General features: G+C 54.8%; 16 protein-coding genes. All 16 read right to left on the reverse strand.

The window, feature by feature from the left end; translation table 11 throughout:
* Positions 1 to 115: 115 nt before the first annotated feature.
* Complete coding sequence (locus MHI24_RS07430; protein ID WP_340024980.1) at positions 116 to 1051, reverse strand: alpha/beta hydrolase; 936 nt, start codon at positions 1049 to 1051, stop codon at positions 116 to 118.
* 53 nt (positions 1052 to 1104) lie between these two features.
* Positions 1105 to 2079 (reverse strand): LacI family DNA-binding transcriptional regulator, encoded by a 975-nt coding sequence (locus MHI24_RS07435; protein WP_340024981.1) that lies wholly within the window; start codon positions 2077 to 2079, stop codon positions 1105 to 1107.
* Positions 2080 to 2433: 354 nt separating this feature from the next.
* Positions 2434 to 3423 (reverse strand): LacI family DNA-binding transcriptional regulator, encoded by a 990-nt coding sequence (locus MHI24_RS07440; RefSeq protein WP_340024983.1) that lies wholly within the window; start codon positions 3421 to 3423, stop codon positions 2434 to 2436.
* A gap of 75 nt (positions 3424 to 3498) precedes the next feature.
* Positions 3499 to 4323: a carbohydrate ABC transporter permease gene (locus MHI24_RS07445; RefSeq protein WP_340024984.1), complete on the reverse strand. Its 825-nt coding sequence runs from the start codon at positions 4321 to 4323 to the stop codon at positions 3499 to 3501.
* Complete coding sequence (locus MHI24_RS07450; protein ID WP_340024986.1) at positions 4323 to 5204, reverse strand: sugar ABC transporter permease; 882 nt, start codon at positions 5202 to 5204, stop codon at positions 4323 to 4325. The genes MHI24_RS07445 and MHI24_RS07450 overlap by 1 nt, the downstream gene beginning before the upstream one ends.
* Positions 5205 to 5292: 88 nt before the next feature.
* The gene (locus MHI24_RS07455; protein ID WP_340024987.1) at positions 5293 to 6657 is read right to left on the reverse strand and encodes an ABC transporter substrate-binding protein; all 1365 of its coding nucleotides are present in this window, start codon (positions 6655 to 6657) and stop codon (positions 5293 to 5295) included.
* A gap of 396 nt (positions 6658 to 7053) precedes the next feature.
* Complete coding sequence (locus tag MHI24_RS07460) at positions 7054 to 8661, reverse strand: response regulator (RefSeq protein ID WP_340024989.1); 1608 nt, start codon at positions 8659 to 8661, stop codon at positions 7054 to 7056.
* A complete protein-coding gene (locus tag MHI24_RS07465) occupies positions 8636 to 10348 on the reverse strand; it encodes a histidine kinase (protein WP_340024991.1) in 1713 nt (570 codons plus the stop codon). Before MHI24_RS07465 ends, MHI24_RS07460 begins: the two co-directional genes overlap by 26 nt.
* A gap of 58 nt (positions 10349 to 10406) precedes the next feature.
* Positions 10407 to 12122 (reverse strand): extracellular solute-binding protein, encoded by a 1716-nt coding sequence (locus tag MHI24_RS07470; protein ID WP_340024993.1) that lies wholly within the window; start codon positions 12120 to 12122, stop codon positions 10407 to 10409.
* 108 nt (positions 12123 to 12230) lie between these two features.
* Positions 12231 to 13109, reverse strand: a complete 879-nt coding sequence (locus tag MHI24_RS07475) for a carbohydrate ABC transporter permease (protein ID WP_340024995.1) — start codon at positions 13107 to 13109, stop codon at positions 12231 to 12233.
* 18 nt (positions 13110 to 13127) lie between these two features.
* Entirely contained in the window at positions 13128 to 14096 is a 969-nt protein-coding gene (locus tag MHI24_RS07480; RefSeq protein WP_340024997.1) for an ABC transporter permease subunit, read from the reverse strand.
* Between the two features lie 561 nt (positions 14097 to 14657).
* Positions 14658 to 18995 carry an endo-1,4-beta-xylanase gene (locus tag MHI24_RS07485; protein ID WP_340024998.1) on the reverse strand — a complete coding sequence of 1446 codons (4338 nt, stop codon included), beginning with the start codon at positions 18993 to 18995 and terminating at the stop codon, positions 14658 to 14660.
* A gap of 736 nt (positions 18996 to 19731) precedes the next feature.
* Complete coding sequence (locus tag MHI24_RS07490; protein ID WP_340024999.1) at positions 19732 to 22101, reverse strand: glycoside hydrolase family 95 protein; 2370 nt, start codon at positions 22099 to 22101, stop codon at positions 19732 to 19734.
* An 85-nt stretch (positions 22102 to 22186) separates the two neighbouring features.
* On the reverse strand, positions 22187 to 23920 hold the full coding sequence (locus MHI24_RS07495) for a hypothetical protein (protein WP_340025001.1): 1734 nt from the start codon (positions 23918 to 23920) through the stop codon (positions 22187 to 22189).
* 15 nt (positions 23921 to 23935) lie between these two features.
* Positions 23936 to 24808: a carbohydrate ABC transporter permease gene (locus tag MHI24_RS07500; RefSeq protein ID WP_340025002.1), complete on the reverse strand. Its 873-nt coding sequence runs from the start codon at positions 24806 to 24808 to the stop codon at positions 23936 to 23938.
* Positions 24809 to 24835: 27 nt separating this feature from the next.
* The gene (locus MHI24_RS07505; protein ID WP_340026627.1) at positions 24836 to 25702 is read right to left on the reverse strand and encodes an ABC transporter permease subunit; all 867 of its coding nucleotides are present in this window, start codon (positions 25700 to 25702) and stop codon (positions 24836 to 24838) included.
* Positions 25703 to 25768: the final 66 nt, after the last annotated feature.

Consider the following 25768-nt stretch of genomic DNA (forward strand, 5'->3'; position numbering starts at 1 on the left):
AACACTCCAGTATCCTGTGGTCATCTCTATTCTATGGTTTCCGGACAGGCGTTACTTTCAAAAAACCGTGCACTTTTTACAATTCAACGGGTAATTTCCCGGAGCACGGCATGACTTAAGAGTTCAGGGCCTTCGCCAGCGCATGGATATACTCCTGCATCGCTCTGCGGCTAACCTCGGCCTCCGGCACCACATGCTCGAAGCCGTGGTACCCGCCCGGGTACAGATGGAATTCCACCGCCACACCGGCCTGCGCCAGCCGGGTTACATATTCCATCGTCTCATCGCGGAACAGGTCGAGCTGCCCGATGCAGATATAGGCAGGCGGCAGGCCCGCCAGATCCCCGGCCCGGGCAGGAGCCGCATAAGGCGAAACCTCCGCTCCTCCGGCAGCGGCGCCAAGAACCATCTCCCAGGCGGTCAGATTGTTCGCCCGGTTCCACAGTGCAGGATGGGTAATCTCATGGCTGGAGGGGGTCAGATTGCGGTCATCAAGCATGGGGTACAGCGGAAGCTGGAAGCAGAGGGCGGGACCGCCCTTATCCCGGGCCATCAGAGCCAGGGCCGCCGCCAGACCGCCGCCTGCGCTGGCACCCCCGACAGCAATCCGTGAACGGTCAATCTTAAGCTCATTCCCGTCTTCCGCCAGCCATGCCAGTGCCGTATAGCTGTCCTCGATGGCTGCCGGGAACGGATGCTCCGGAGCCAGCCGGTAGTCGGGCGACACAATGACACAATTGGCCGCTTGGACGAAGCGGCCGCATAGAGCATCATCCCCGCCGGGATTTCCCAGAATATAGCCGCCGCCATGCGTCCAGAGCAGAGCAGGCAGCGCATGGTCATTTCTGTTGGCCGGCTCGTAGATTCTAACCGGTACAGGCTGAGCGCCGGACACGGACACTACCCGTTCTGTAATGCGTACGCCGTCCAGTGATTCGGCAGGCATGGGAACACTGCTTCTGGCGGCGGCCAGTCCTTCCGGCAATTGCAGCGGCGGCAAGCCGGCTGCTCCCTCTTGTAATTCAGGGGCAATGCGGTGAATGAAATCCATCTATGGTTCCTCCATATCGTTCGTGTGTGAATGAATCGCTGTGTACAGTCCGTTTAAGTGGTTCCCCTCTCGGACAACCGGACAGGTAGAATCGTCTCCAGCGGGACCGGCTCCCCGGCAATCTGCTGCAGCAGATATTGCACGGCCAGCTCGCCCATCTGCTTGATCGGCTGAACGATAGTCGTCAGATCCTCGGCCTCCAGGGCCGCAATGCCGTCGTAGCCTACAACCTTGACCTGCTCCGGCACCGCCCTGCCCAGCCGTCTGCACTGCTTCAGCACCTGCATCGCCAGCATATCGCTGCTGGCAAATACCCCGTCCAGCTCCGGACGCTCCTGAAAGAGGCTGCTGACCAGCTTCTCGTAATCCTTGTATTTGAAGCCGTTCAGATCGGTCTGCCGCACGGTATATTCAACATCTTGTCCGCTGACCTGCTCCAGGAAGGCGTCATGCCTTTGCTTGGCCAGCAGATTCAGGCGCAGATTCCCGCTTAGATAGGCGATGCTCCGGCATTGTTTGCGCAGCAGCAACCGGGTAGCCAGTACGCCGCCCTGATAGTTATCGGAGGCAATGAACGGGATCGTCTTCGAGATCTGCCGGTCCAACGACACCAGCGGCAGGTTGATCGACTTGTAATCGTTAACGCTCATTGTATGGCTGCCCATAATGATGCCGTCGACCCGGCTGGCCCGCAGCAAATCGATGTATTCCTTTTCTTTTTTCTTATGATGCAGGGAATTGCACAGCATGAGCTTGTAGCCTTGCTCGTAGGCATAAGCCTCAATATGCTTCGTGACCTCTCCGAAGAACGGATGAGAGATATCGGGCAGAATCAGTCCAATAATATTAGACTTCTTGCGCAGCAAGGAGCGGGCTACCTCGCTTGGATGGTAATTCAGCTCCTCCATGGCGCTGTTTACCTTGTGCTTCAGCTGCTCGCTCAGATACCCCCGGTTATTAAGCACACGGGAGACAGTAGTGACGGACACGCCTGCCTTCTCTGCGACATCTTTGATCGTTACAGTCATCCGTACCCTCCTGGCCCGGGTCAGCCTGCCGCCTCTGCTTCATAGGAAGGGACGGGGCTCTATGTTAACCGGTTAATATAATAGCCCAGTATCAGCTTTAAAACGATAAGAATGGCTTAATTGCAATCTGTACAACTAAATCGCCAGATATGCCGCCGAATCTCAGTTTAGCTGTATTTCGTGCATTTAAAATACCTCTATACCTGGATTTTCGCCCATTCCAGCAAATTTAGTTGTATGGAATACAGTTAGGACAGGAATGCCTTCCTTCTCACTGTTTTTAGTTGCACCGAATACACTTATCTCTGATTATTCCCTACGCTTGATGAGTAAGGGATGCTGCCAGCTGCCGGGTCAGGTTGTGCCGCGTTCAATCACCGTTACCGGAAAAGTATTCACCTTCGGCACCGCCTGGCCTTCAATTTGCTGAATAACCTGATCGATAATGGCTTCGCTCATCGCTTGAACCGGCTGCCGGATGGTGCTTAGCCGCGGCGAGATCAGTGAGGCGAGCTGTACATCGTCATAGCCCACGATACGCATCGCTGAAGGAATCGGCTTATCCAGCAGGTTGCAGGCATGAATGACCTCGGCGGCAATCACGTCACTGCTGGCGAACACCCCGTCGATTTCAGGATGCTCCTGAAGGTATGCGGCAATCGCCGTGTCGCCCCCAGTGTAGCTGCCGTCCTGCACTTCAAGCTGCAGGTTCACCGGCGCAAGTCCCGCCCGCTCCAGCTCCTCTTCATAGCCCTGCCTTCTCAGGCTGGCCAGCATGAAGTGATGCTGAGGACCGTCAATCCCCCGGTAGATATGGACAGGATGCTTACAGCCCTTAGAGATTAATAGCCGGGCCGCAAGCCGCCCGCCCTCGAGATTATCCGAGGTGACCACCGGAATATCGTCCGAGATCACCCGGTCGAAGGAGACAACCGGCAGATCGAGATGCAGATAATGCTGAACATCCAGTACGGCACTGCCCATGATAATGGCATCGGCCTGATTTTTGGCCAGCATCCCGATGTATTCCACTTCCTTCTGCACATCGCGGTTGGAATTGCACAGCAGGAGCTTGTAGCCCTTCAGGTCTGCGTAGTATTCAAGATAGCTGGTTAACTCTGCAAAAAACGGATGGGAAATCGTCGGGATAATCAGCCCGATCATATTGGACTTCTTACGGAATAAGGCCCGGGCCATCTCATTCGGCTGATAGTTCATTTCCTTCATCACCCGGTAGACCTTCTCCTTGGTCTTCTCACTGATATACCCTCTATTGTTAAGCACCCGGGACACGGTATTGACCGACAGCCCCGCCTGCTTCGCGACATCCTTCAGATTCGCCATAGGAACCACCTTGCTTTTTTAGTTCCAATTATAGAGGAAATCTGCCTGAATTTCAGCTATATTGGCGACCTCCCCTTATTTCAGCGCACCCTCCGTGATTCCCTTGATGATCTGCTTTTGCAGGAAGAGGTAGATGATCAGCACCGGAATAATGGTCATGATCAGCCCGGCCATCAGCGGGGCATAGTCCACAGAATAGGAGGAGAAGAAGGTGTACGTAGACAGCGGCAGAGTCTTCTGGTCGGGCGACAGCAGCACAAGGCTGGGCAGGAGATAGTCATTCCAGATCCAGAGCACATCCAGCACCAGCAGCGTTACGAACACCGGCTTCAGTAAGGGCAGAACAATGCTGAAGAACGTCCGCAGCGTAGAGCTTCCCTCGATAAAAGCCGACTCTTCCAGCTCATAGGGAATCCCCTTGATGAAGCCGTGGAAGGTGAAGACGCCGAACGGCACCCCGAAGCCGAGATACATGAACAGCAGCGTCAGCTTGGTATTCAGCAGCCCCATATTCCCGTACAGCATCACCATAGGAATCATGAGCACCTGGAACGGAAGCGCCATCGAGGCCAGCATCAGGAAGAAGATCACGCCATTCACCTTCCATTTGAAGCGGACGAACAGGTAACCGGTCATTGCCGAGAAAATAATTATAATCGCAACAGACACTCCCGTGATGATCAGGGAATTCATGAACCCCTGCAGGAAATCCATATTCTTAAAGGCGCTCGCATAATTGCCGAAGTGAATCGATGTGGGCAAGGACAAGGGACTCTCGAAGAATTGCTGGGTGCTCTTGAAGGAGTTCATGATAATCAGCAGGAATGGTGTCAAAAAAGCCAGCAGCAGCACGTACAACAATCCTGTCTTGAATCCGGCGAAAATGCGCTGGTTCGTCATTAGGATTCCACCTCCAGCTTCTTGAGCAGATAGGATTGCGTCAGTGCAATCACCGCCACAACGGCGAACAGGACCACAGCTTCGGCCTGGCCGACCCCGTATTGATTGGACAGGAAGGCCTTTTGCACGATATGGTAGGTAGCCAGCTCGGTTGAATTGAACGGCCCGCCCTTGGTTAAGGCCAGGTTGATGTCATACGTCAGGAAGGAGCGGGACAGTGAAATGAAAATACAGATGACAATCGCCGGAACGGTAAGCGGCAGAATAATTTTGCGGATGACCGAAGCCCGGCCCGCTCCGTCAATGCTCGCTGCCTCCAGCACATCTCCCGGAACGCTGGTGAATCCGGCGATGTAGATGATCATCAGATACCCGACAAGCTGCCAGGCGGTCGCAATAATCAGCGCCCAGAAGGCGGTTCCTGTGTCCGTCAACCAGGAGGTCTGGAACAGTGACCAGCCGTATTTGTTGCCCAGGTAAGGCAGCACCTGCGAGAATAAGGTCTGCCACAGATAGCCAAGTACGATCCCGCCGACCAGATTGGGGGTGAAGAAGCCGGTGCGCAGCCATTGCTCACCCTTCCCGCCCCGCGATAAGGCCAGCGCAATGAAGAAGGCGAACAGATTGGCAATCACCACGGTGAAGAATACATACTTCAGGGTGAACCACAATTGGTTCAGGAAGACCTTATCCCGGAATACCTCGACATAATTCGCGAACCCGATCAGGCTGCTGTCCCCTGTCCGCACATCCCAGTTCGTGAAGGTCAAATATAAGCCGACAATGAACGGTATGATCACAACGGCGGTAAAAGCCAGGATAGAAGGACCGCCAAAGACCAGAAAGGTCCCTGCGTTCCTTAGTGATAACTTTTTATTCATGGCGCTGCCCCCTTTCCTGCTTACAGGATGGGCCGTGGGAATCCCTCAGTCCATCCTGTTCCATCAGAAGCTTATGAAGCTAAAGTCTCTATTTCCCGGCGTAGGATTTCCAGTAATCCTGAACCTCCTGGGCGAGGCCCTGTCGGTCAATGTTACCTACGAGATATTTCTGCATCGAAGCGCCGGTCTTAGCCCAGTAATCCTGCGGGAGGTAATTGATGACACCAATGTTGATGATCTTTCCTTGCTTCACGTATTCGCTGACGGCGTTCGACATGATGTTGGTGCTCTCTGCCTTCAGATCCTTATACGGCATAGACAGGCCCATATCGGTAATAATGGCCTTCTGCCCTTCTTCACTGGTGACCATCCATTCGATGAAGGCTTTGGCAGCTTCCTGCTGCTCTGGTGAAGACTTGGAGTTGTCAATGGCGAACAGCTTCGGCTCGCTGTAAGCGACTTGCGTGTTGCCGAAGTCCTCCGGGTTGTTGCTGATTGGCAACGGCAGAATACCGAACTCCGCATCGCGGCCTTCAAGCGATCCGATCACCGCCCAGCTCCAGTCACCCATGAAGTAGAAAGCGGCATTGCCCTTGGCGAAATCGGCGCTGTCCCGGTTATAATCGGAGACCAGCGGGTCGCTCTTGCGGGCATTATATTGCTTCAGCAGGTCGAAGGTATCCATCAGGCCGGTAAACTGCGGATTCTCCGTCAGATTGACCTTCCCTTCCTTCAGCTCCTCTACGAACTTACGGTTGTCATCCACATTCTGCGACTGCAGGGAATAGGTCAGCCCCAGATAGTGGGCGCCGAGCGACCAGTCTGCCCCATGAACCATGACCGGCGCCTTGCCGGCCGCTTCAATCTTCTTGAACACCGCTTCCAGATCGTCGCGGGTCTTCACTGATGCAGGATCAAAGGTCCCGCCGATGCCCTCTTCTACGGCGCGCTTATTGTACAGGAGGCCGTACCCTTGAGCGGTCCAGGGAATCCCCAGGAATTGGCCGTCCAGCAGCGCGCCTTCAACAGCACCCGGGTTGGTGAGGGATTCATATTTGGCTTTTTCCGGCTCTAAATCAAGAAAATCATCTTTATACTGGAGAATCGTTCCGGCATCCAGATTGACCATCGTGGCCGGATTGCCGGAGGCCAGCAGGGACTGGAACTTCTCCAATTGCGCGCCTCCGATCGGTGTAGGAATCAGTTCAATCGTCACCTGCGGATTCAGCTCATGATATTTCTTGAACAGCTCTTCAAACACAGTGTTCACTTCTGCGGAGGTATTGAAGAAGGTAAGTTTAACGTCTTTGGAGGCCTGCTCTGTCTGTGTTCCCCCATTCCCCTTGTCTTCCTTGACAGCATTGTTTGCCGAATTCCCTTTGGAGCAGCCTGCGAGTAAACCGGTGACCACCGTCAGAGCGATAGCGAAGCTTGCAGCCTTTCTCAATTTCAAGTGAACTCCCCCTTGCTTTCGATTGGAATGAATGCGCATTCATTCTGAATGCAACTTTATGATAACCGGTTAACATATTTATGTCAATCGGTTATCATATTTAAATTTTAGCTAATGAAATACGCTCATGCGCCGCTCCCGGTCCCATTGTAATCGGTTTTTCACATACATTCAGTCCACGCGCCTCCCCCAGCCCAATTGTATTCGGTTTTTCACATACATTCCGTCCTCAGCCCCCGCAGCCGCCGAATGTATTCGGTTTTTCACATACATTCCGCCCTCAGCCCCCGCAGCCGCCAAATGTGTTCGGTTTTTCGCATACATCCAGCTAAAAAAGGCCCCGGCCCAAATGAGCCGAAACCTTTGCTGTTCGCGGAATAAGCATCAGCCTTCCCCCTACAGCTTCCCCCGGTAATCCTGGGGCGTCATGCCGAATTGCTCCTTGAACACCTTGATGAAATACTGGCTGTTGGCGTAGCCGAGCTGCTCCGAGATTTCATAGATTTTCAGATCGGAATCCCGGAGACTCGCGACCGCCTGCTCCATCTTGAGGTTGAGAATATACTCGCTGATGCTGGTGCCGGTTACCTGCTTGAACAGCCTGGAGACATACGCGGGATGCAGTGAGACGGCGTCCGCCACGAATTGTTGACTGGCTTCAGCCAGATTAGCGGCTATACAGCTCTGAATATCCTTGATGATGTCCAGCCGGTTGTTGCGGGTGTCCCGTTCAAGCTTGCCCTGCAGGGTATCCACCATCGTCTCTCCCCAGGTGATGAGCTGGGAGACCGAACGGAAGAGCGTCTTCTCCAGCAGCTCCCGCCCCACCAGATCCGATAACAGGGCATGATTCTTATGGGCAATATAGTGAAAAGAGCCCAGGATCATACTGCGGATCTCCTCGATATACTCTTCGTTGTAAGCGGGCAGACTGTTGCTGAAGTCCTTCATCTGCTGCAGCCTTTCCTTATAGCCCTGCCACTGGCCGGTCTCCAGCAGGTGCATCAGCGTCGGGGAAGCATACAGGTCCTTCAGCGGCTGAACCGGCGAGCTTTTCTGCTTATCCGTCAGAGAGATGAAATATCCTTGGTCATTGCCCACCTGCTGCCTGAGCGCAGACAGGGAATCGTCATACATGGAGCGGATATCCTGCGGGAATATGCCGGGATAGGATAGAATGACTGAAATGCCGCCGTTCAGATACTCGTTCACGCTGCTATGCAGCTGATGGGTTTTGTGGGTGAGCTGCTTTAGGATTTTGCCCGGGTCCGCCGTCTCCCCTTCCCTGCTCTTCACCAGAAAGACCAGATTCTCATAGGCATCCCGGCAATGCCATACCTCGAACCCCTCTTCCAGCAGCTCACAGGCGATATTCGTCACCGCATACTCGAACAGCAGCTGGCTGTCCAGCCCGAAATTGGTGAAATGCTCCTCCAAACGGATCAGGAACAGGAATACTGGATCTTGCAGGTGAAAATTCAGTTGATATCCGGCCAGCTTGTCCTTCAATCGCTCCTCCGGATAAGCCTTGCCCTGAATCAGCTCAGCCAGCAGCTTGTCCTTCAGCGCCGGAAGATGCTCCTTGAAGGCCAGCAGCGCCTGCTGATAGGATGCTGTCCGGTCCAGCTCAGTCTGTATCGTCTTGATCGTGCTCTCCAGCGCCGCGCGCAGCTTCTGATGATCCAGCGGCTTGACCAGATACTCGACAACCCCTTGCTGAAGCGCCTCGCGCGCATATTCAAACTCGGCATAGCCGGTAAGCAGAATACATTTGATCCTCCTGTGGGTCCGCCTCACTTGCTTCACCAGCTCCAGGCCGCTCATTCCCGGCATAGCTATATCCGTAATGACGATATCCACCGGGACCTGCTCCATAACCTGCAGCGCCTGCGGCCCGGAGTACGCCTTGTATACTTTGTCGATGCCGAATTCCTGCCAGGGAAAAGCAAGCTCCAGATCGTCCACGACATATTGTTCATCATCTACCAGCAGAATTTGCAGCATACGCCTCCGCCTCCTTTGCGATTCGTATCCAGTAACAGGTTCCTTCCGGTAGTGAGGATTCCAGGGATAGCCCGGAGTCCTTGCCGAAGTAGAGGCGTAGCCGCTGATTCACATTCCTCAGCCCGGTTCCAAGCCCTTCATTACTGATGATATTGTCATCGATATGGCGGCGGATCATGCTCAGCCTATCCTCCGTCATGCCGATACCGTTATCCTTCACCGTGATCAGGAGCCAAGAAGCCTCCTCCTTGGCCGTAATCTTGATAATTCCGGGCCTGAGGCCCGGTTCAATCCCGTGCTTGATGCAGTTCTCCACCAGCGGCTGGAGGATCATCCTCGGCAGACGGTATTTGCCCGCCTCCGCCGAGACATCGATCTCGAAGGTAATCTCTTTTTTGCGGAGATGCACCATGTGCAGATAATGCTCTACGAACGTAAGCTCATCCTGCAAAGTGGAATCGAGCTGTTCGATCTTGTGAATATACCGGCAATATGAAGCCAAATGAAGCGTCATCGCGGTCACCGCCTGATAGTCCTCAATGCTGGCCTTGCTCTGGATGAAATTAAGGCAGTTATAGAGAAAATGCGGATTAATCTGCGCCTGATACTGCTTCAGCTTCGCTTCCTTGACCTCAATCTCGCCCAGCAGCACCTGCTCAATCAGCGTCTGGGTATTCTCCGCCATCCGGTTGAAGGAGTTGCCGAGCGCCTTGAACTCATTGACCTCCAGATCGACGGCGCGGCTGGAGAAATCGCCCCTGTCGAACCGGTCAATCGCCTTACGCAGCGTAATCACAGGCTTCTGAACCTGCTTGCGGAGCAGCAGCGTGTAGAACATAATGCCGACCAGCACCACCAGCACCGCATAGAGGAACAGCCGGTTATTACGGTTAATCGGTTCGATATACTGGCGTTTGGGATAAACGTCAATGAAATACAAATCCAACAGATCCGCCTTCATGTAGTTGATCAGATACTCCGTCTGGTTCGCATTCATGGAGAGGGTGCCTCTGGCCCCGCTGATCAGAGGTCTGATGGACTCCATCAGCTCACCCGGGAATTCGGCCCTGCCCTGAATGAACTTCTGCTGCGAGGCATCATACAGAACCGGCGTGCCTGATACATATTGCTCCAGCATCTTCACCAGATTATCCAGCGAGATGCGGACTTCTATGAGCAGCGAGCTGATGTGGCTGCGGACCACATTGGAGTAATAGCCTTTACCGTCCTTATCCATGTGCAGCACCCAGCGGCTCCGCGCCTGCTCCGGAGGGCTGAAGGTGCTGAACGAGAAGGAGGAATCGGAGGATACCGTCTCTTTCTCATCCTCATAATACAGAATAACCGTATTCTTCCAGGAGGTGGAGGCCGTGTTCAAGGCCAGCTTATCAATGATGGTCAGCTTCATATCATATCGGGCATACTGATCACCGAACTTCAGAATATACGGATATCCACGCACAGACTGGTCCTGTGACAAAGTAATGGTATTTGTCAGCACCTGTTCAAACTGCGTGGATAGCTGGGAGGTCATGAATTCAACCTCGTACATTTTATTTTTTCTCAGCTCGCTCTGAATGTCCTTGACGTTCAGCCTGTAGATCAGCCAGAACGCCCCGACAATAATCAGGAGCATCAGCATCAGGACTAACGATAACCACTGAAAGATAGACAGACGATATTTCACACTTTGCTCCTCCGCATGAAAGGACGGCCTGAGGGGCCGTCCTTATCTGTTCATTCTGTTACTTCTGAATGGACTCGTACCACTCATTGACCTCTTCGGTTACTTTATCGCCGCCTGTGGTTTTCCATTTCTCTACGAAGGTATCGAATTCGTCCACGGATGCTTTGTCATAAATGATTTTGTTAAGAATTTCCTTCTCCAGCTTCTCCAGCATATCTCCACGGGAGAGCTGAGTTTCTGTAGGTGTACCTGTGAACATCTCAGGCATTACGCTGTCCTTCTGATCGATGATGATCTTGGCCGCAAGGATCTGCTCTGGAATACGTTCAGACAGGTTCTTCTCGTACTGGTTGGCAGGCTCTGCACCGTCAGCCAGCTTAGCCAATGTGTTCATCATCAGGTTCGGGATAATCGCACCGTCATAAGTCAGCGTGTAACGGATGGCATCCACCCAGCCGCCCGGTATTTTATCCGTATCCTGCTCTTTCAGGACGGTTCCGTCTTCAGCAATATCATAGTCGTAGCCTTTGGCGAAGCCATTAACGAAGGTAGTGCTCTCCGGGTTGGCCCAGTTGTCAAACAGATAGTTCTGGTAGACGAAGAAGGCATCCTTATGCTCCATATCCTTGTTGATCAATACAGCCCCGGAAGCGATCTTCGTACCGTGTCTGCCCACCTTGCCGTCAGGTCCTGCCGGAAGCGGATACGCCTTATGCACAGCACCCGGAACGTTCTTCTGCAGATCCGGCAGCGGCCAGCCTGTCATCCAGTAAGGGCCGACAATGATACCGGCTTTGCCTGCTGTGAAGGCTTCTGTCGCTTTGTTCTCATCATACAGACCGGATTCGGAGGAGATATATCCTGCCTTCATCCATTTCTGCATGGTTGCCAGGCCTTCCTTCATCTCCGGCTGAACAGAGCCGTAAGCCAATTTGTTATCTGCGGTCTTGTTCCACTGGTTCGGCATAGCACCGAACATCCCAAAGATCCAGCCGGCTTCAGACATCCAGGTATTGAGGTTATTTTTGAAGCCTACCGCGAGTCCCGTCGTATCCTTCTTGCCGTTGCCGTCAGGGTCCTGGTTCGTGAACGCATCCAGCACGGTTTCCAGCTCAGCCAGATTGGTTGGCGCCTTGAGGTTCAGCTTCTGCAGCCAATCTTCGCGGATATACATAACCGGGTCATTATTATAAGCGTTTTCGAGAATCGGAATCCCCATGCGCTTGCCGTCTCTCATGTAAGGGTTCCATACGCTCGGCTCTTCAGCCATCGCTTGCTTATAGATATCGGAAGCATATTTATCGAACAATTCGCCCGCATCCGTGAACTGGCCGCTGTCGATCAGGTCGGAAATCAGGGAAGGACTTCCACGGAAGGAGATGATGTCCGGCATTTTCTCGCCTGAGGTCAGCATCAGACGCAGCTTGGTTTCATAGGCGTTGTTCTGGTCGCTGACCGTCCAGAGATACTTGATGTCAATGCCCAGCGTATCCTTGGCCCATTTGGTGTGAACGTTGTTCTCAATGTTCTCGCCGTTCTTGAATTTCAGACTGCTTGCAATCGGGAATACGGTGGAAATCGTTACAGGCTCAGTGTATTTCCCATTCTCAAAAGGAGCGGAATACATCGAATCTTCACTTGCCGCAGGCTTGTCTGCTCCGTCTGTGTTGCTCTTGGCCGCATTATTGGTATCGCCGCCGCATCCTGCCAGCAGGCCCGCCAGCATCGCTGTAGATAACACTGCCCCGGCCGAGAATTTCATTTTCTTTATCATTTTAATCTTGCACCCCTTTAGATAAAATTTAATCATATTAACTATATGAGTCAATCTTTTTTAGCTTCCATCCAGCGCGTGCATCACCCCCTTTAGTAGGAAGGGCGGCTATTCCTTAACCGCCCCGAGGACAATTCCCTTCACGAAGAAACGCTGCAGGAACGGATACACGATGAGGATCGGCGCCATTCCGATGAAGATCTGGGCGGCTTTGACCGTCCGCTGCGAGATATTCTCCAGATCCTCCGGACGCACGGTCACTTTACTGAAGTCCTGCTGGACAATAACCGACTGCAGGAAGGTGGCCAGCGGATAGTTGCGGTGATCCGTCATATAGAGCAGGCCGTCGAACCAGGAGTTCCAATGCCCGACGATCGTGAACAGCGACAGTGTAGCAATGGCCGGCATAGATACCGGGAGATACACGCTGAACAGGGTTCTGAAGTGGCCGGCACCGTCGATGAAGGCGGCCTCCTCCATTTCCTTCGGCACAGCCCGGAAGAAGTTAAGCAGCAGAATGACGTTCCATACCGAGACGGCCCCCGGCAGAATCAACACCCATAAGGAGTTCATCAGGTGCAGCTTCTGAATCAGAATGTACATTGGCACCAGACCGCCGCTGAACAGCATCGTGAACACCAGCAGCCAGATGTACAGATTCCGGCGTCTGAACCGGGCGCTGTCCTTGGACAAGGCATAGGCGGCGAGAATGACGATTCCCATACTAAAAGCAGTTCCCAACACCGTCCGCTGCAGCGTCACCCAGATCGAACGGGTGAAATTCTCATTGGCTACGGTCTTGGTATAGGCGTCTATTGTGAAATCCACCGGCCACAGCCCGACCAGGTTGGCATTGGCTGCCGATTTGCCGCTGAACGATACAGCAAGAACGTGAATCAGCGGAACCAGACACATGATCGAAATGGCGATCATCAGAGTATAGTTGAGCACGGTGAAGATGCGGTAAGGTTTTGTTTTATGATACATGCCCTATTGGCCTCCATTCTAGAAAATACGGTAGTTAGCAAATTTATACGACAGGCGGTAAGCTGTTACGATCAGGACAAAGCTGACAACGGATTTGAACAATCCGACCGCTGTAGAGAAGCTGAACTTACCGTCAACAATTCCTAGTCTGTAGACAAATGTATCGATGATGTCCCCTTTATCGAAGACAAGCGCGTTGTACAGGTTGAAGATCTGGTCGAAGCCGCCGTTAAGCACGTTCCCCAGCGCCAGTGTTCCAACTACGATGGTAATCGGCAGCATAGCCGGCATTGTAATCGCCCAGGTCTGCTGCCAGCGCCCTGCGCCGTCCACTTCAGCCGCTTCATAGAGCGCCGGGTTGATTCCGGCCAGCGAGGCCAGGAAGACAATCGTATTGAAGCCGAACTCTTTCCAGACATCACTCACTACAACAACGAATCTGAACCAGTTCCCGTCACCCAGGAAAAATATCGGCTGGATGCCGAATACACTGACCAGCACCTGATTGATTAAGCCTCCATCCCGGGCCAGCAGGTCGGAGAGGATACCGCCCAGGATTACCCAGGACAGAAAGTGGGGCATATAGACAATGGTTTGTACCATTTTCTTGAACGCCATCTTGCGGATCTCATTCAGCAGCAGCGCGAACAGGAATGGAACGATCAGGTTCGCGATCATTTTCAGACCGGCAATAATCAGGGTGTTCCAGATGACCTGTACGTTCTCGGGAATGCTGAACAGATATTCGAAGTGCTCCAGTCCCACCCATTTGGAACCGTTGAAGCCTAAACCAGGCTTGTAATTTTTGAAGGCAATCGCCAGGCCCGTCATTGGGATATAGGCGAAGATCACGGTCAGGATCAGAGCCGGCAGGACCATCAGGTCCAGGCTGATCGTCGATTTCCATTTCGATTTTTTTCGGGGCTTCCCCGCATTGACATCCAGTTTCTCGCCTTTTACGCTCGCTGGCGTAACCAAGTTTTTCATGCTTCTGCTCCCCTTTGCTGGTCAACGTGTATCCGTTTACTTTGTTTATAGATTTATCATACCTAGCGGGGCATGGCAGTTACATGATAAATCCAGAGCATCGATAACAATTTGGTAACCAGGTTAAGTGTGGGATTTGGAGTTGCATGAGTTGTTGGCGCTTGGGTGGACGCTCGGAGCGATTAACGAGACGTTGTTCGAATCGCTTTTCCACAATCGTTCTGTGCTTTTCGCTATTTAAGCGGAGGGCAATATTATTGCTAAAGAACACATTAGTTGGAAAAACGTATCTTAATTTAGCCGGTTTGGAGCATTTGAGGAAATTAGGTGGATTTACGCTATTTATTTTCGAGAAAATCTTCTTTTTGTTCTGGTCCTGGTGTAACAAGTGTCTTTTTTCCAACTGTTGTCCCGCTAGGTCTATTCCGCGCGCGAACAAGTGCCTAAAATCCAATTATGTCCTGACGCAGAGGCCGGACTAAGCGGTAAGGCAGACAAAACAGCGGCCCTCCAAATTCGGAGAACCGCTGCTCTGTCCACTCTATCCGTTTGTTCTATAGACTACTCGTTCAAGCTGAAGGTCCGGTACACCAGCACTGCGGCCTGGGCCTTGGTCATCCGGGCCTTCGGCAGGAAGTAGCCGTCCGGTGTGCCCTGAATCAGCCCGGCTGCCCGCAGCTGCCCGGCAGCGGCCGAGGCCTCAGGCGTCAGTTGGCTCTGATCCTTGAAGCCTTGCACTGCTGCAGGAGACGCCTTCAGCGTAATCTGCTGCAGCTCAGCAAGTCTGTACATCATAACCGCCATCTCCTGGCGGCTGACAGCATCGTCCGGGCTGAACAGCCCGCCGGCTCTGCCTTTGATAATGCCCAGGGTGCCAGCAATACCAATGGCTTCGGCATAAGGCGAATCCTTGCTGACATCCTTGAAGCCCGGAGCGGCTGCGCCAGCCTGAAGGTCAAAGGCATTGACCAGCAGTTGAGCGAACTCCGCCCGGTTCATCAGGGCACCGGAGGCATAGGAAGCCTCTGTCCCGATAGGGAGAATCCCTCTGGCCGCCAGAGCCTCAATGCTCTCTCCAGCCCACTTGCTGTCCTTCTGCTCCGGGATGCTGACTGTAGACACGGCATACTGGCCAAGCTGCTTCGGCTGGAAGGATACGGTAGAAGAAGCCGGATCGTATTTACGGTCCTTCACTGCCGCAAGCTTCCCGTTCTCCAGCAGCTGGTATACAGCTATCTGGTGCGCGCGTTTGCCGGTCTTAAGCTCATAAGGCAGCTTAAGCGTAAGGGCATCCGCGCTGACCTCTGTGACCGCTGTTCCATGGATGGCAAGCGAGAAGTCCAGTACAGCGGCCCCATCCAGGCGGGCCTTTACCGCTGCCGGCAGACGATCCTGCGTTATGCGCTTCACTTGCAGCTGAAGCACGTCACCGGCCTGTGTGTTCTGCAATTTCAGCAGCTCCGTATTCAGGCTTAAGACTGCCCCGAAGCCGCTCTCAATCTGAATCTCCTTAATCTTCGGCTGTGCAGCGAGACTCTGGAGCGGCAGCCCCAGCTGTAGCACTTCAGCTCCTGCCGCAGGCTGGACGGCAATCCTCAGAATGCCGCTGTCCAGCGACTGCTGCACCGCCTGGCTCACCGCATCCGGCGCGAGATTCACCTTCACAAGTCCGGCCTGATCCGGGGCAGACTGTATGACAAGCTGTCCACCGGTGAAGCTCACTGCCGCAGCAGTGGCCTGGGAGGATGGAGCAGAGCCTGATGAAGTGGATGGAGACGAAGAGGTTCCATCTGTAGGGGTTTGCGGTACCTCCTCAGGTGCAACAAAGGTCAAAATCCCGAAATTAGACGTATCCTTCCACGTATTCTCTCCCTTGTCATTCCATTTGCTGGTACTGCGTGTGCCGTCGCCCCGGTCATCATTGATCTGGAGGTCCAGCCCGATCGCGCTTCCCGCCTTGGCCTTAATGGTTCCGAAATCGATCTTCGCTTCCACGCGATACCCGGTGTCCGTATGGACTACCGCGCTGGTCAATCTGTTATCCGAAGCCCCTCCGCCGAAGGAAGCTACATTATTGATATTGATCCGGTACTGGCCGTCGTCTCCCTCATAATAAGGGGTCCGATTGAAGTTCTCATCGATGAAAATCTCCACCGAGTCCTGATCCCACGGATCGACAGCATCTGCCTTAAGCACGGCATCCTTCACGTCAACGATCAGATAGAGGCTGTCCTCTGACCACATCGATCTGGCTTCTGCGGTGGTGCTGTATGGAGCGGAAGTCAATTTGACTGCAAAAGCCTTCGCCTGCTCCCAACCCGCATCCATCTGCCCGTCAATCTGCACCTCGCCCTTCACCGACTCCGCCGAATTAGGCATTGCAGCGAGCTGGAGCACTCCGTAACGGCTGGTATCCGTATCCTGGGACAGGCTTCTGTCGTTCCAGTAGGCAGGAACAGCATCCGGTGCACCGGCATCGCTGACACGGATATCGAAACCAAGCTCCTTCCCTGCGGAACCTTTGACGGTAACGAGCGGTATTTTGGCTTCAATAGAATACCCACCCTCACGTTCGGTGCTGGTGAAGCTGATGCCTGCTGTCCCTGTGCCCGAACGCTGCAGGCTGATCTTGCGGTCATCCGGCTCATAGACTGTGGTCTTCCCGTTGTTCTCATCCAGGAAAAGCTCCACCTTGTCTTCCCCGTTCACACTGGCATCGGTAACGTCTGCCTTGACATACAGGTTATCCGTATCCCACAGCGTATGAACCTTGGCCGTTACTGTACTGCCCTGTTCAAGCGCAATTCCCGCCGTCTTGCTCCACAGCGCTTGCCCGACTGCGCCTGTCTGAGGCGTACCCTCCAGCGCTGCGGCTACATTATGGATGTCCGGCAGCTTGGAGGGATCAGCCGCCCCCCAGAAAGCAGGCTTTGCCTTCAGCTGCTCATCGAATAACATGGCATGGTTATTGTAGCTTTTCTCATCCTGCACGCCCCAGATGGAGACTGAGGAGATCGTGTCCTTGTATTTCTTGTATAGCTCAAACAGATCATTATAGCGCTTGCCCTGCCTTGCAGCGATATCCGCCGGCAGCGGGGAGGACGGGCTGATGCCCGAATCGACATCCAGCTCGGTGATCTGAATATCCAGCCCCAGCTGGGAGAACTGCTGAATGGTCTTCTCAATCTCCGGAATGGACGGTGAATACAGTCCGTGATGAGATTGGAGGCCCACACCGTCAATCAGATTCTTCGCCTTGAGCGTCTTCAGCAGCTTGTAGATATGCTCACGCTTTTCGGGAACCTCGGTGTAATAGTCATTGTAATAGAGCTTCGCTTCCGGGTCGGCCGCACGCGCGAATTCAAACGCCTTCTCAATGTAATCCGGGCCGATCAGGGTATACCAAGGCGTGATTCTCATGCCGTCCGGACCGCCGCCATTGTCAGCAATCGCTTCGTTGACTACATCCCAGGCATAGATTTTGCCCTTATAGCGGTGCATCACGGTCTCAATATAATTCTGCAGACGCTCAAGCAGCAGCTCCCGGCTGGCCGGCTGGCCGTCAGGACCCGTGAACATCCACTCCGCAGCATCGATGTGCCACAGCAGCGCATGTCCCCGCAGCCCCATCCCGTTCGCCTGGGCATACTCCACATATTTATCCGCCCCGTCGAAGACATAGGTGCCCTCGGAAGGCGCAAGGAACTTGGGCTTCATTTCATAGGTGGCTGTGATACTGTTGAAATGCTTCTTCAGCAGCTCTCCGTAGACCCCTTCCATCTGCCAGGAATACGCTGCGGCTCCGATGGCGAAGTCGTCAGCGTAGATGTCTTTTAACGACGGAATATCCTGTTCAATGCTCAGCTCGGGAGCAGGTTCAACGGTTACATCATCCACATAGAAGGATAAGGTATCGACGGTATCCTCTGTAATATAAGGCGTCTCCACGAACAGGTTCAGCTCGGTCGGCTGGTCGCTGTACTGGAAATTCCCCTTCAGCAGATGCCATTGATCCCACTCATCAGCCTTAATGCTAACCTTATCGATTGCATTCCAGCTCTCGGAGCCGGCCTTCTTATACACGGTCATCTGCAGGCTTTTGTCGGCCTCCGGCTGCTCCTTCAGACGGACATACAGCGAGAACCGGTAGCTCTTGCCCGGCCGCAGATGCTCCTTCACACTCAGGCTTGGCCCGTAGAAGCTGCGCTCTCTTCCCTCAACCAGCATACTGCGGGTCCCGGTATTGGCGGTATCCTGGCTCACGGACAGGGACTCCGGTCCAATCCGGTTCTTCCAGCCCTGAAGCGTTCCGTCCTCAAAATCCGTGCGCAGCCCTTCCTCCCCGTCCGGGAATTCAACTGCGGCGGCGGTAATTGTGACATCATCCACGTAAAATGCAGTTCCTGCTGCAGCTTCCGCGTAGATTTCGGTGAAACCTGTCTTATCGCCTGTAACATAAGTGCCTTCCAGATAAGTCCATTCCTCCGACCACTGCCCGCCGTTCAATTCCGCTACAGCCTTCCAATCCTCAGCTTCGCCGATTTTGGTATGTACCGTGAATTTGACCGGCGACGGCGATTTCACCCATGCGCTTAAAGTATAAGCTGTGTTCGGAACCATATGGTCCGTCAGGACCTGATTGGGGCCCTCCCAATCCTTTGTCCGTCCATCCACATACAGGCTGTAGGCGCCGCCGTGATAGACCTCGTTCGTGACTGTAAGCTGTTCGTCGCCTTTCTTGGTCCAGCCCTGCACGGTGCCGTCCTCATAGTCCGAAGCGAGAACAACGGCCGGGCCTCCCTCAGCCGCCGCATGAGCCGGTGTGCGCATAGGCAGCACCGAGGCTGCGAGGACGACCAGCGCCAGCCCTAAGCTCATCATTCGTTTACGTTGAAGCATCTGTACCCTCCTTAGATTCATTATAATAAAGCGCTTACATAATGGATTATAGCCGATTGGAAATCGTTTACAAATAACAATTTGATAGGATTGATAACAAAATGATAAGCAGAGCGGGGGAAATAGCGGTTTTTCGCATACACCCGGCTCCCCTTGCGCCCAGTTGGTTGTTGCGCTGTCGCACACCACCAGCCAGCGCAATTGTATGCTGTTTTCCACATACATCCAGCCCGCACAGTACCAGCCAGCGCATTGTATGCTGTTTTCCACATACATCCGGTCCGCACAGTACCAGCCAGCGCATTGTATGCTGTTTTCCACATACATCTGGTCCGCACAGTACCATCCAACGCGAATGTATGCTGTTTTCGACATACATCTGGTCCGCACAGTACCATCCAACGCGAATGTATGCTGTTTTCCACATACATCCGGTCCGCACAGCACCAGCCGGTGCAATGTGATCGGTTTTTCGATTACATCCGGTCCACGCGCCCACGCAACCCAAAATGTGATTGGTTTTTCGCATACATCCGGTCCACTCGCCTTCCCGCCTGCACATTGTGTTCGATTTTCCGCATACATCGCGAACCCCTCGTTTACCCGCCGATCTCTGCCCCGCCGTAATCCGGTAGACTCCCCACTCCACACAAAAAAGCAGCACACTCCATCCCTCTGAAGTGTGCTGCAAACTGTACAGTCTATGAGTTACTCTTCCTTATTTACTCTACCCACATTACTCCGCATACCGCACAACAATGCGCTCCCCGGCCTGCAGTTGAACCCGCACCAATCCGTCTGATCCAGGCTCCATACGCTGCCGGAGTTCATCGCGTTCCACCGCTAACGGGCGGCCTGCCAGAATGGAGCATTCCCCGCCAAGAGGAGCGGTGATCTCCGCTTGCCCAAGGCTGCCTTGGCTCCAGACCAGGCTCACTTCGTAGCCGCCCCGGGCCCGCAGCCCCTTCACCCGGCCCTCGCTCCAGCTTGAAGGCAAGGCTGGCAGAAGCTCCAGATACCCCTGATGCGATTGCAGCAGCATCTCAGCGATTCCGGCGGTAGCGGCGAAGTTCCCGTCAATCTGGAACGGCGGATGGGCATCGAACAGATTCGGGTAGACCCCGCCGCGTTCATTATTGATTGCATCCGGCTTGACCAGAGTAAGCAGGTTGGAGATCAGCTGCTTGGCGCGGTCGCCCTGCTTGAATCGGGCCCATAGCCCGATTTTCCAGCCCAGGCTCCAGCCGGTTCCGCCGTCCCCGCGAATCTCCAGCGACGTTCTGGCCGCTTCGAACAGCTCAGGCACCAGCGACGCCGTGACCGATCGTCCCGGATAGACGCCGACCAGATGGGAGACATGGCGGTGGTGCACATCCTCGTCCTCCACATCCGCCGACCATTCCTGCAGCCGGCCGCCAGCACCAACCTGCAGCGGCAGCAGCCGCGCACGGGCGGACTCCAGCTCAACTGCGAACTCCCCGTCCAAACCAAGCTGCTCCGCAGCCAGGATACAGTTCGTGAACAGCTCAGTGATCAGCGACAGGTCCATCGTGGCCGCTTCGCCGACCGCATACTTCATGTCTCCGTTTACACTCTTATGCTCCGGGGAAGTGGACGGCGAGGTGATCAGATAGCCGTCCTTGTTCTCAATCAGCCAGTCCAGGCAGAACAGGGCCGCCTCCTTCATCACCGGGTAGGCCGTCTCCCGCAGATAGGACAGATCGCCGCCGAAGGCATAATGCTCCCACAGATGCTGGGTGAGCCAGACACCGCCCATCGGCCAGAAAGCCCAGACCGGGTCACCGTCGCCGAAGCCGCCGACCGGGGCACTCTGTCCCCAGAGGTCGGCATTATGATGGGCTACCCAGCCGCGCGCGCCGTAATTCGTGCGCGCCGTCTCACTGCCATTGACTGCCAGCCGCCGGGTATAGTCAATCAGCGGCTCGTGCAGCTCTGCCAGATTGGTGACCTCCGCCGGCCAGTAATTCATCTCCGCGTTAATATTTAGCGTGTAATTACTGCTCCAAGGAGCACGGGTATCCTGGTTCCAGATCCCCTGCAAATTTGCCGGCTGCGTCCCCGGACGGGAGCTGGCAATCAGCAGGTAGCGGCCGTAATGGAACAGCAGCTCGACCAGGCCCGGGTCCCCACTGCCATATGTAGCAATTCGCTGGTCCATCGGCATTCCTTCCGGCGCGAGGCTCTCCCCAAGATGCAGCTCCACCCGGTCAAACAGCTCACGGTGGTCGGCAACATGACGGCTCCTCAGCCCTGCATAAGGCTCATTGATGATCCGCTGTACTGCCCCCTCAGTCTGCTGCCTTACATCGTAATCCGCCTTCACCGTGCCGGACTGTGCATCGAAGGAGGTCGCGGCGCTGAAATACAGGACAGCCTCCGTGGCCTCTGTGACCTGGATGCCGTCAGCAGTAGCTTCAAGGCTGCCTCCGGTCTGCACTACGGCCAGACGGCCGTGGAACTTCAGGCTCCGTGGCGATTCGCCGCCGTAACGGACCGGCTGGTCGACATCATAGTAGTTCGGAGCCACATATTCAGGGGCATGTCCGGCAATTGTGTAATGCCCGTCCTCCACCGCCGAACGGAAGCGGAGCGGGCTGTCCAGCTTCGCCCGGAAGCTGAGCTTATGCTCCTTATCGGCTGTGAGGCGCATAACAATCACCTGATCGGGATGGGAGGCGAAGACCTCCCGGGTGTAGCGGACGCCGCCGATAACATAGGAGACGGTGCCAACCCCCGTGGACAGGTCCAGATGGCGGCTGTACTGATCCGCAGTCTGCCCGTGCCCCATCGTCAGCAGCAGATCCCCGAATGGCAGATAGGACTGCGCGTAGGGGCCCATCATTTTTTTGCATAGCTCATCTGCTTCCCCGTTGCGGCCTTCTGCAATCAGCTCGCGCACTCTCGGCAGCACCTCGCGGGCCTCCGGGTTATTCCAGTCGGTCGGATACCCCGACCACAGGGTGTCTTCATTCAGAGCCAGACGTTCCTGCTCAATGCCGCCAAAAATCATCGCCCCCAGCCGTCCGTTCCCGACTGGAAGCGCCTCCACCCAATAATTCGCGGGGGTATTAAATGATATATTCATTATGCCTGCTACCTCCATGCACCTCTATTTCTGAACCGTCAGATTCTAATCTATCCTGACAACACTACCATTATAGCTGCATCTGTCAGGAAAGACGAATCCTCATCGTGTAGTCCAGCGGAGTGATCAGCGTGACGATAACCTTCTGACAGCCGTCCGGGTAATTCATGCCGCGGATCGCTGCCAGGTGATGCTCGTTGCAGCCCTGCTCCAGCTCCATCCAGTCCTCCCCGGTGCTGTAGCGCAGCGTGCCGGAGGTCCAGAAGGATGCCCCGCTCATGTCCGGCACCGGAATCAGTCCCGGGCTGTCCAGACTGCCCTCACTGCCGAACAGCAGCACGATCTGGGTCAGCACATCGGCCGGAGACGATGCCGTGAAATGCAGCTCCCAGCCGTCCTCCCGCTCGCTTACCCCGACTTGAACGCTGCTCGTCTGGTTATGGGTCAGCGGCCGCTCGCCATGGGGCAGCAGATACCACGGGCTGGTAGGCAAGCCGGTGCGCGAAGGCAGCTTATCGGCAGGAATGGTGCCGTAGTACCCCTTCCCGGCTACAGACTCCAGACGATAGCCGCCCGGCAGCTCCGTCAGTGAATCCATCGTCACCAGCCCCGGCTCGAAGCTGGAGGCCAGTTGAACCCCCAGCAGTCTGGCCCGGCCATGCCGCAGCGAGAACAGGGAGGAAGCCTCGGTCATCACACTTACGCTGGTTGCTCCGCTGCGGACCCGGGCGACCGGTGCGCCGAATTCGGTGTGCTGCTTGCTGTGGCGGACAGGGCCGCCGTAGCCATTCTGCCCGATCAGGCTAAGCAGCTCCCCACGGTTGAACCCGCCGTTGATTACCTTGCGGTAGCGGTCCGGCAGCTCCGCCGGACGGACGGAATCCGCCTGCATCTGCGGGTATAACAGGAAGCCAAGCATAATCTGATTGGGCAGCGACCCCGGATGGGTAACCGAACGGCCCGCCAGCTCCGCCAGGGCAGCGAATTCGGGATCGCGGTCATGCTCGGCCATCAGCTTATAGCAGAGATAATAGTCAGCCAACGAGAATACACTGCCGAAGTCCTGCCGCCCGGAATAATCCGTAACCACCTCACCGTCCGGGTGAACGAGATATTTCATCATCCGCAGGTTCAGGCGGACCGGCTCCAGCAATTCAGGCCGGTTCAGATCCTGCGCGGCATAATAGAGCATGATGTCACTGACAGTATTGTAGATCCCGTTACTCCGCTCGGTCCATTCTCCGTCCGGGGTAATGTCCATCCCCTCCTGGAGCCATTCACCCGCTCTGAGCCGCAGTGCCTCCAGCCCGAAGATGCGGTACAGGGAGCCCAGCGCCGCCGTCAGCACCCAGCGGTGATTCGGCGTATGCACCCCGCCGCTCAGCATGGCCGGAATTGTCCGCTCAAGGAAGGTCCGGATCTGCTCAGCCACCGGCTGAAGCGGCGCCCAGCTCTGCCGCTCCAGCAGGGTGAGCATATTGGCGAAGCCCACCACCACGAACGCCGTATCCGGCGGCGAGTGGTAATTCGTCCAGCCCGGCGAGACCGTGCCGTCCTCATGCTGGAACCGCAGCATGAACGCCATGCCCTCCCGCAGCCGCTCCAGCAGCGCGGGATCATGAACATACCGCGACTGCGGATTCACCAGCGCCGCCGCCCAGGCCGCCAGATACTGGGCGGTTCCGGTATGATTAGGCCAGGCTACGCCGCTGTAAGGATCACGGACGCCTCCGAAATACCGGCTCTCCCGGTCCAGGATCTGCTGCTCCATGGATTCCTGTGTCCACTCGTCATTAATTGCCGTAATTTTGTTGAACATCTGCCTGCCCCTTCCTTAGCCTTTGACGGCCCCGGTCATTACACCGGACACGAAGTATCTCTGCAGCCAAGGATAGACCAGCAGAATCGGTACGGTAGCGAAGACCACGGTAGCCGACTTCAGACTCTCAGGTACGACTGTGCTGACCGCATTGCCCTCCATCCGCATCAGATCTGTCACCTGGCTGTTCTGAATCATATGGTACAGCTTCAGCTGGAGCGGATACAGCTCCGGCTTCGTGATATACATCAGCGTATCCTGGAACCCGTTCCACCGGCCCACCGCATAGAACAGACTCAAGGTAGCCAGCACCGGCATGGACAGCGGCAGAATAATGCGGAGCAGTGTACCGAACTGGCTGCTGCCGTCAATCTCTGCGGACTCCTTCAGCGCGTCAGGAATACCCGAGAGGAACGAGATCAGGATAATCATATAGAAGGGACTGATCAGCCCGGGCAGAATCAGCGCCCAGACCGTATTCAGCAGATGCAGCTCCCGCGTCAAAATATATTCAGGAATGATGCCGCCGCTGAAGAACATGGTGACCACGATGATGAACATGAAGATTTTGCGTCCCTTGAGATCCTTCTTCGACAGCGCATAACCGGCAGCAACCGTCATCATCATGCAGAGCGCCGTGAACAGGGCGGTCAGGAAGACCGTGAAGATCAGCGAGCGGATCATGGCCGCATCACTGAACACTTTTTTATAAGCCTCGATGTTGAAGTCCAGAGGAATTAATGTCACCTTGCCCGAAGCAATCGGGACCGTTCCGCTGAAGGATACAGCCAGAATATGCACGAATGGAATCAGGCACGCCAGCACCGATAAGGTCAGGCAGAGCACAATCCATGTATCAAACGCCTTGTTAGCTGCTCTTTCACTCATAATGTACACTCCCGATCCAATGGTTGATTATAGGATGCTCTCGTCTGTAAGCTTCTTGGAGATATAGTTCGCCGCCAGCAGGAATATCAGTCCCACCACCGCCTGGAACAGCCCGACCACCGTAGCCAGCGTGTACTGCCCCGACTCCAGACCGATCCGGTAGACGAAGGTACTCAGCACATCCGAGTATTCCATGACCGCCAGGTTGCCGATGACGAACGGACGCTCGAAGCCAATCGAGATCATGTTGCCCAGGTTAATAATCAGCAGCGTAACAATCGTCGGCTTGATTCCCGGAATTGTAATATGCAGGATACGCTTCAGCCTTCCGGCTCCATCGACCTCGGCCGCCTCGAACAGCTCTTTATTGATGCCGGTCAGCGCCGCCAGATAGAGAATCGTTCCCCAGCCTGCGCTCTGCCACACACCGGTCAGCAGGTAGGTGATCAGCCAGTAATTTTTATCAGAGAGAAAAGGAACAGCATCCAGCCCCAGGCCCGTCAGCAGGTTGTTGATCATCCCGGACTGGTTGCCGAACAGCTGATACACAATCCCGCCGATGATTACCCAGGAAATAAAATGCGGAATATACAGAATCGTCTGAGACAGCTTCTTGAACCACACCACCTTAAGCTCGAACAGCATAATGGCAATAATCAACGGTGCCGGAAAAGAAACGATCAGATCGAGAAAATTCAGCATCAATGTGTTGCGCAGCGTAATGTAGAAATCCTGGTTGGCAAACACCTCACGGAACCCGTCTAGGCCAATCCATTCACTGCCGCCGATCCCTTTGAAAAAGTTGAAATCCTTAAACGCAATCTGCACACCGTACATCGGACCGTATTTGAAAATAATAAAGAACAACATAGGCAGGACCAGCAGTGCGTACATCTGCCAATTTCTGCGGAAATAACGGGTGTATCCCACAACGATTCCTCCTCCACTGGGCCTTAGACA

This window comes from Paenibacillus sp. FSL K6-1096, from assembly GCF_037977055.1.
Lineage (GTDB): Bacteria > Bacillota > Bacilli > Paenibacillales > Paenibacillaceae > Paenibacillus_AQ.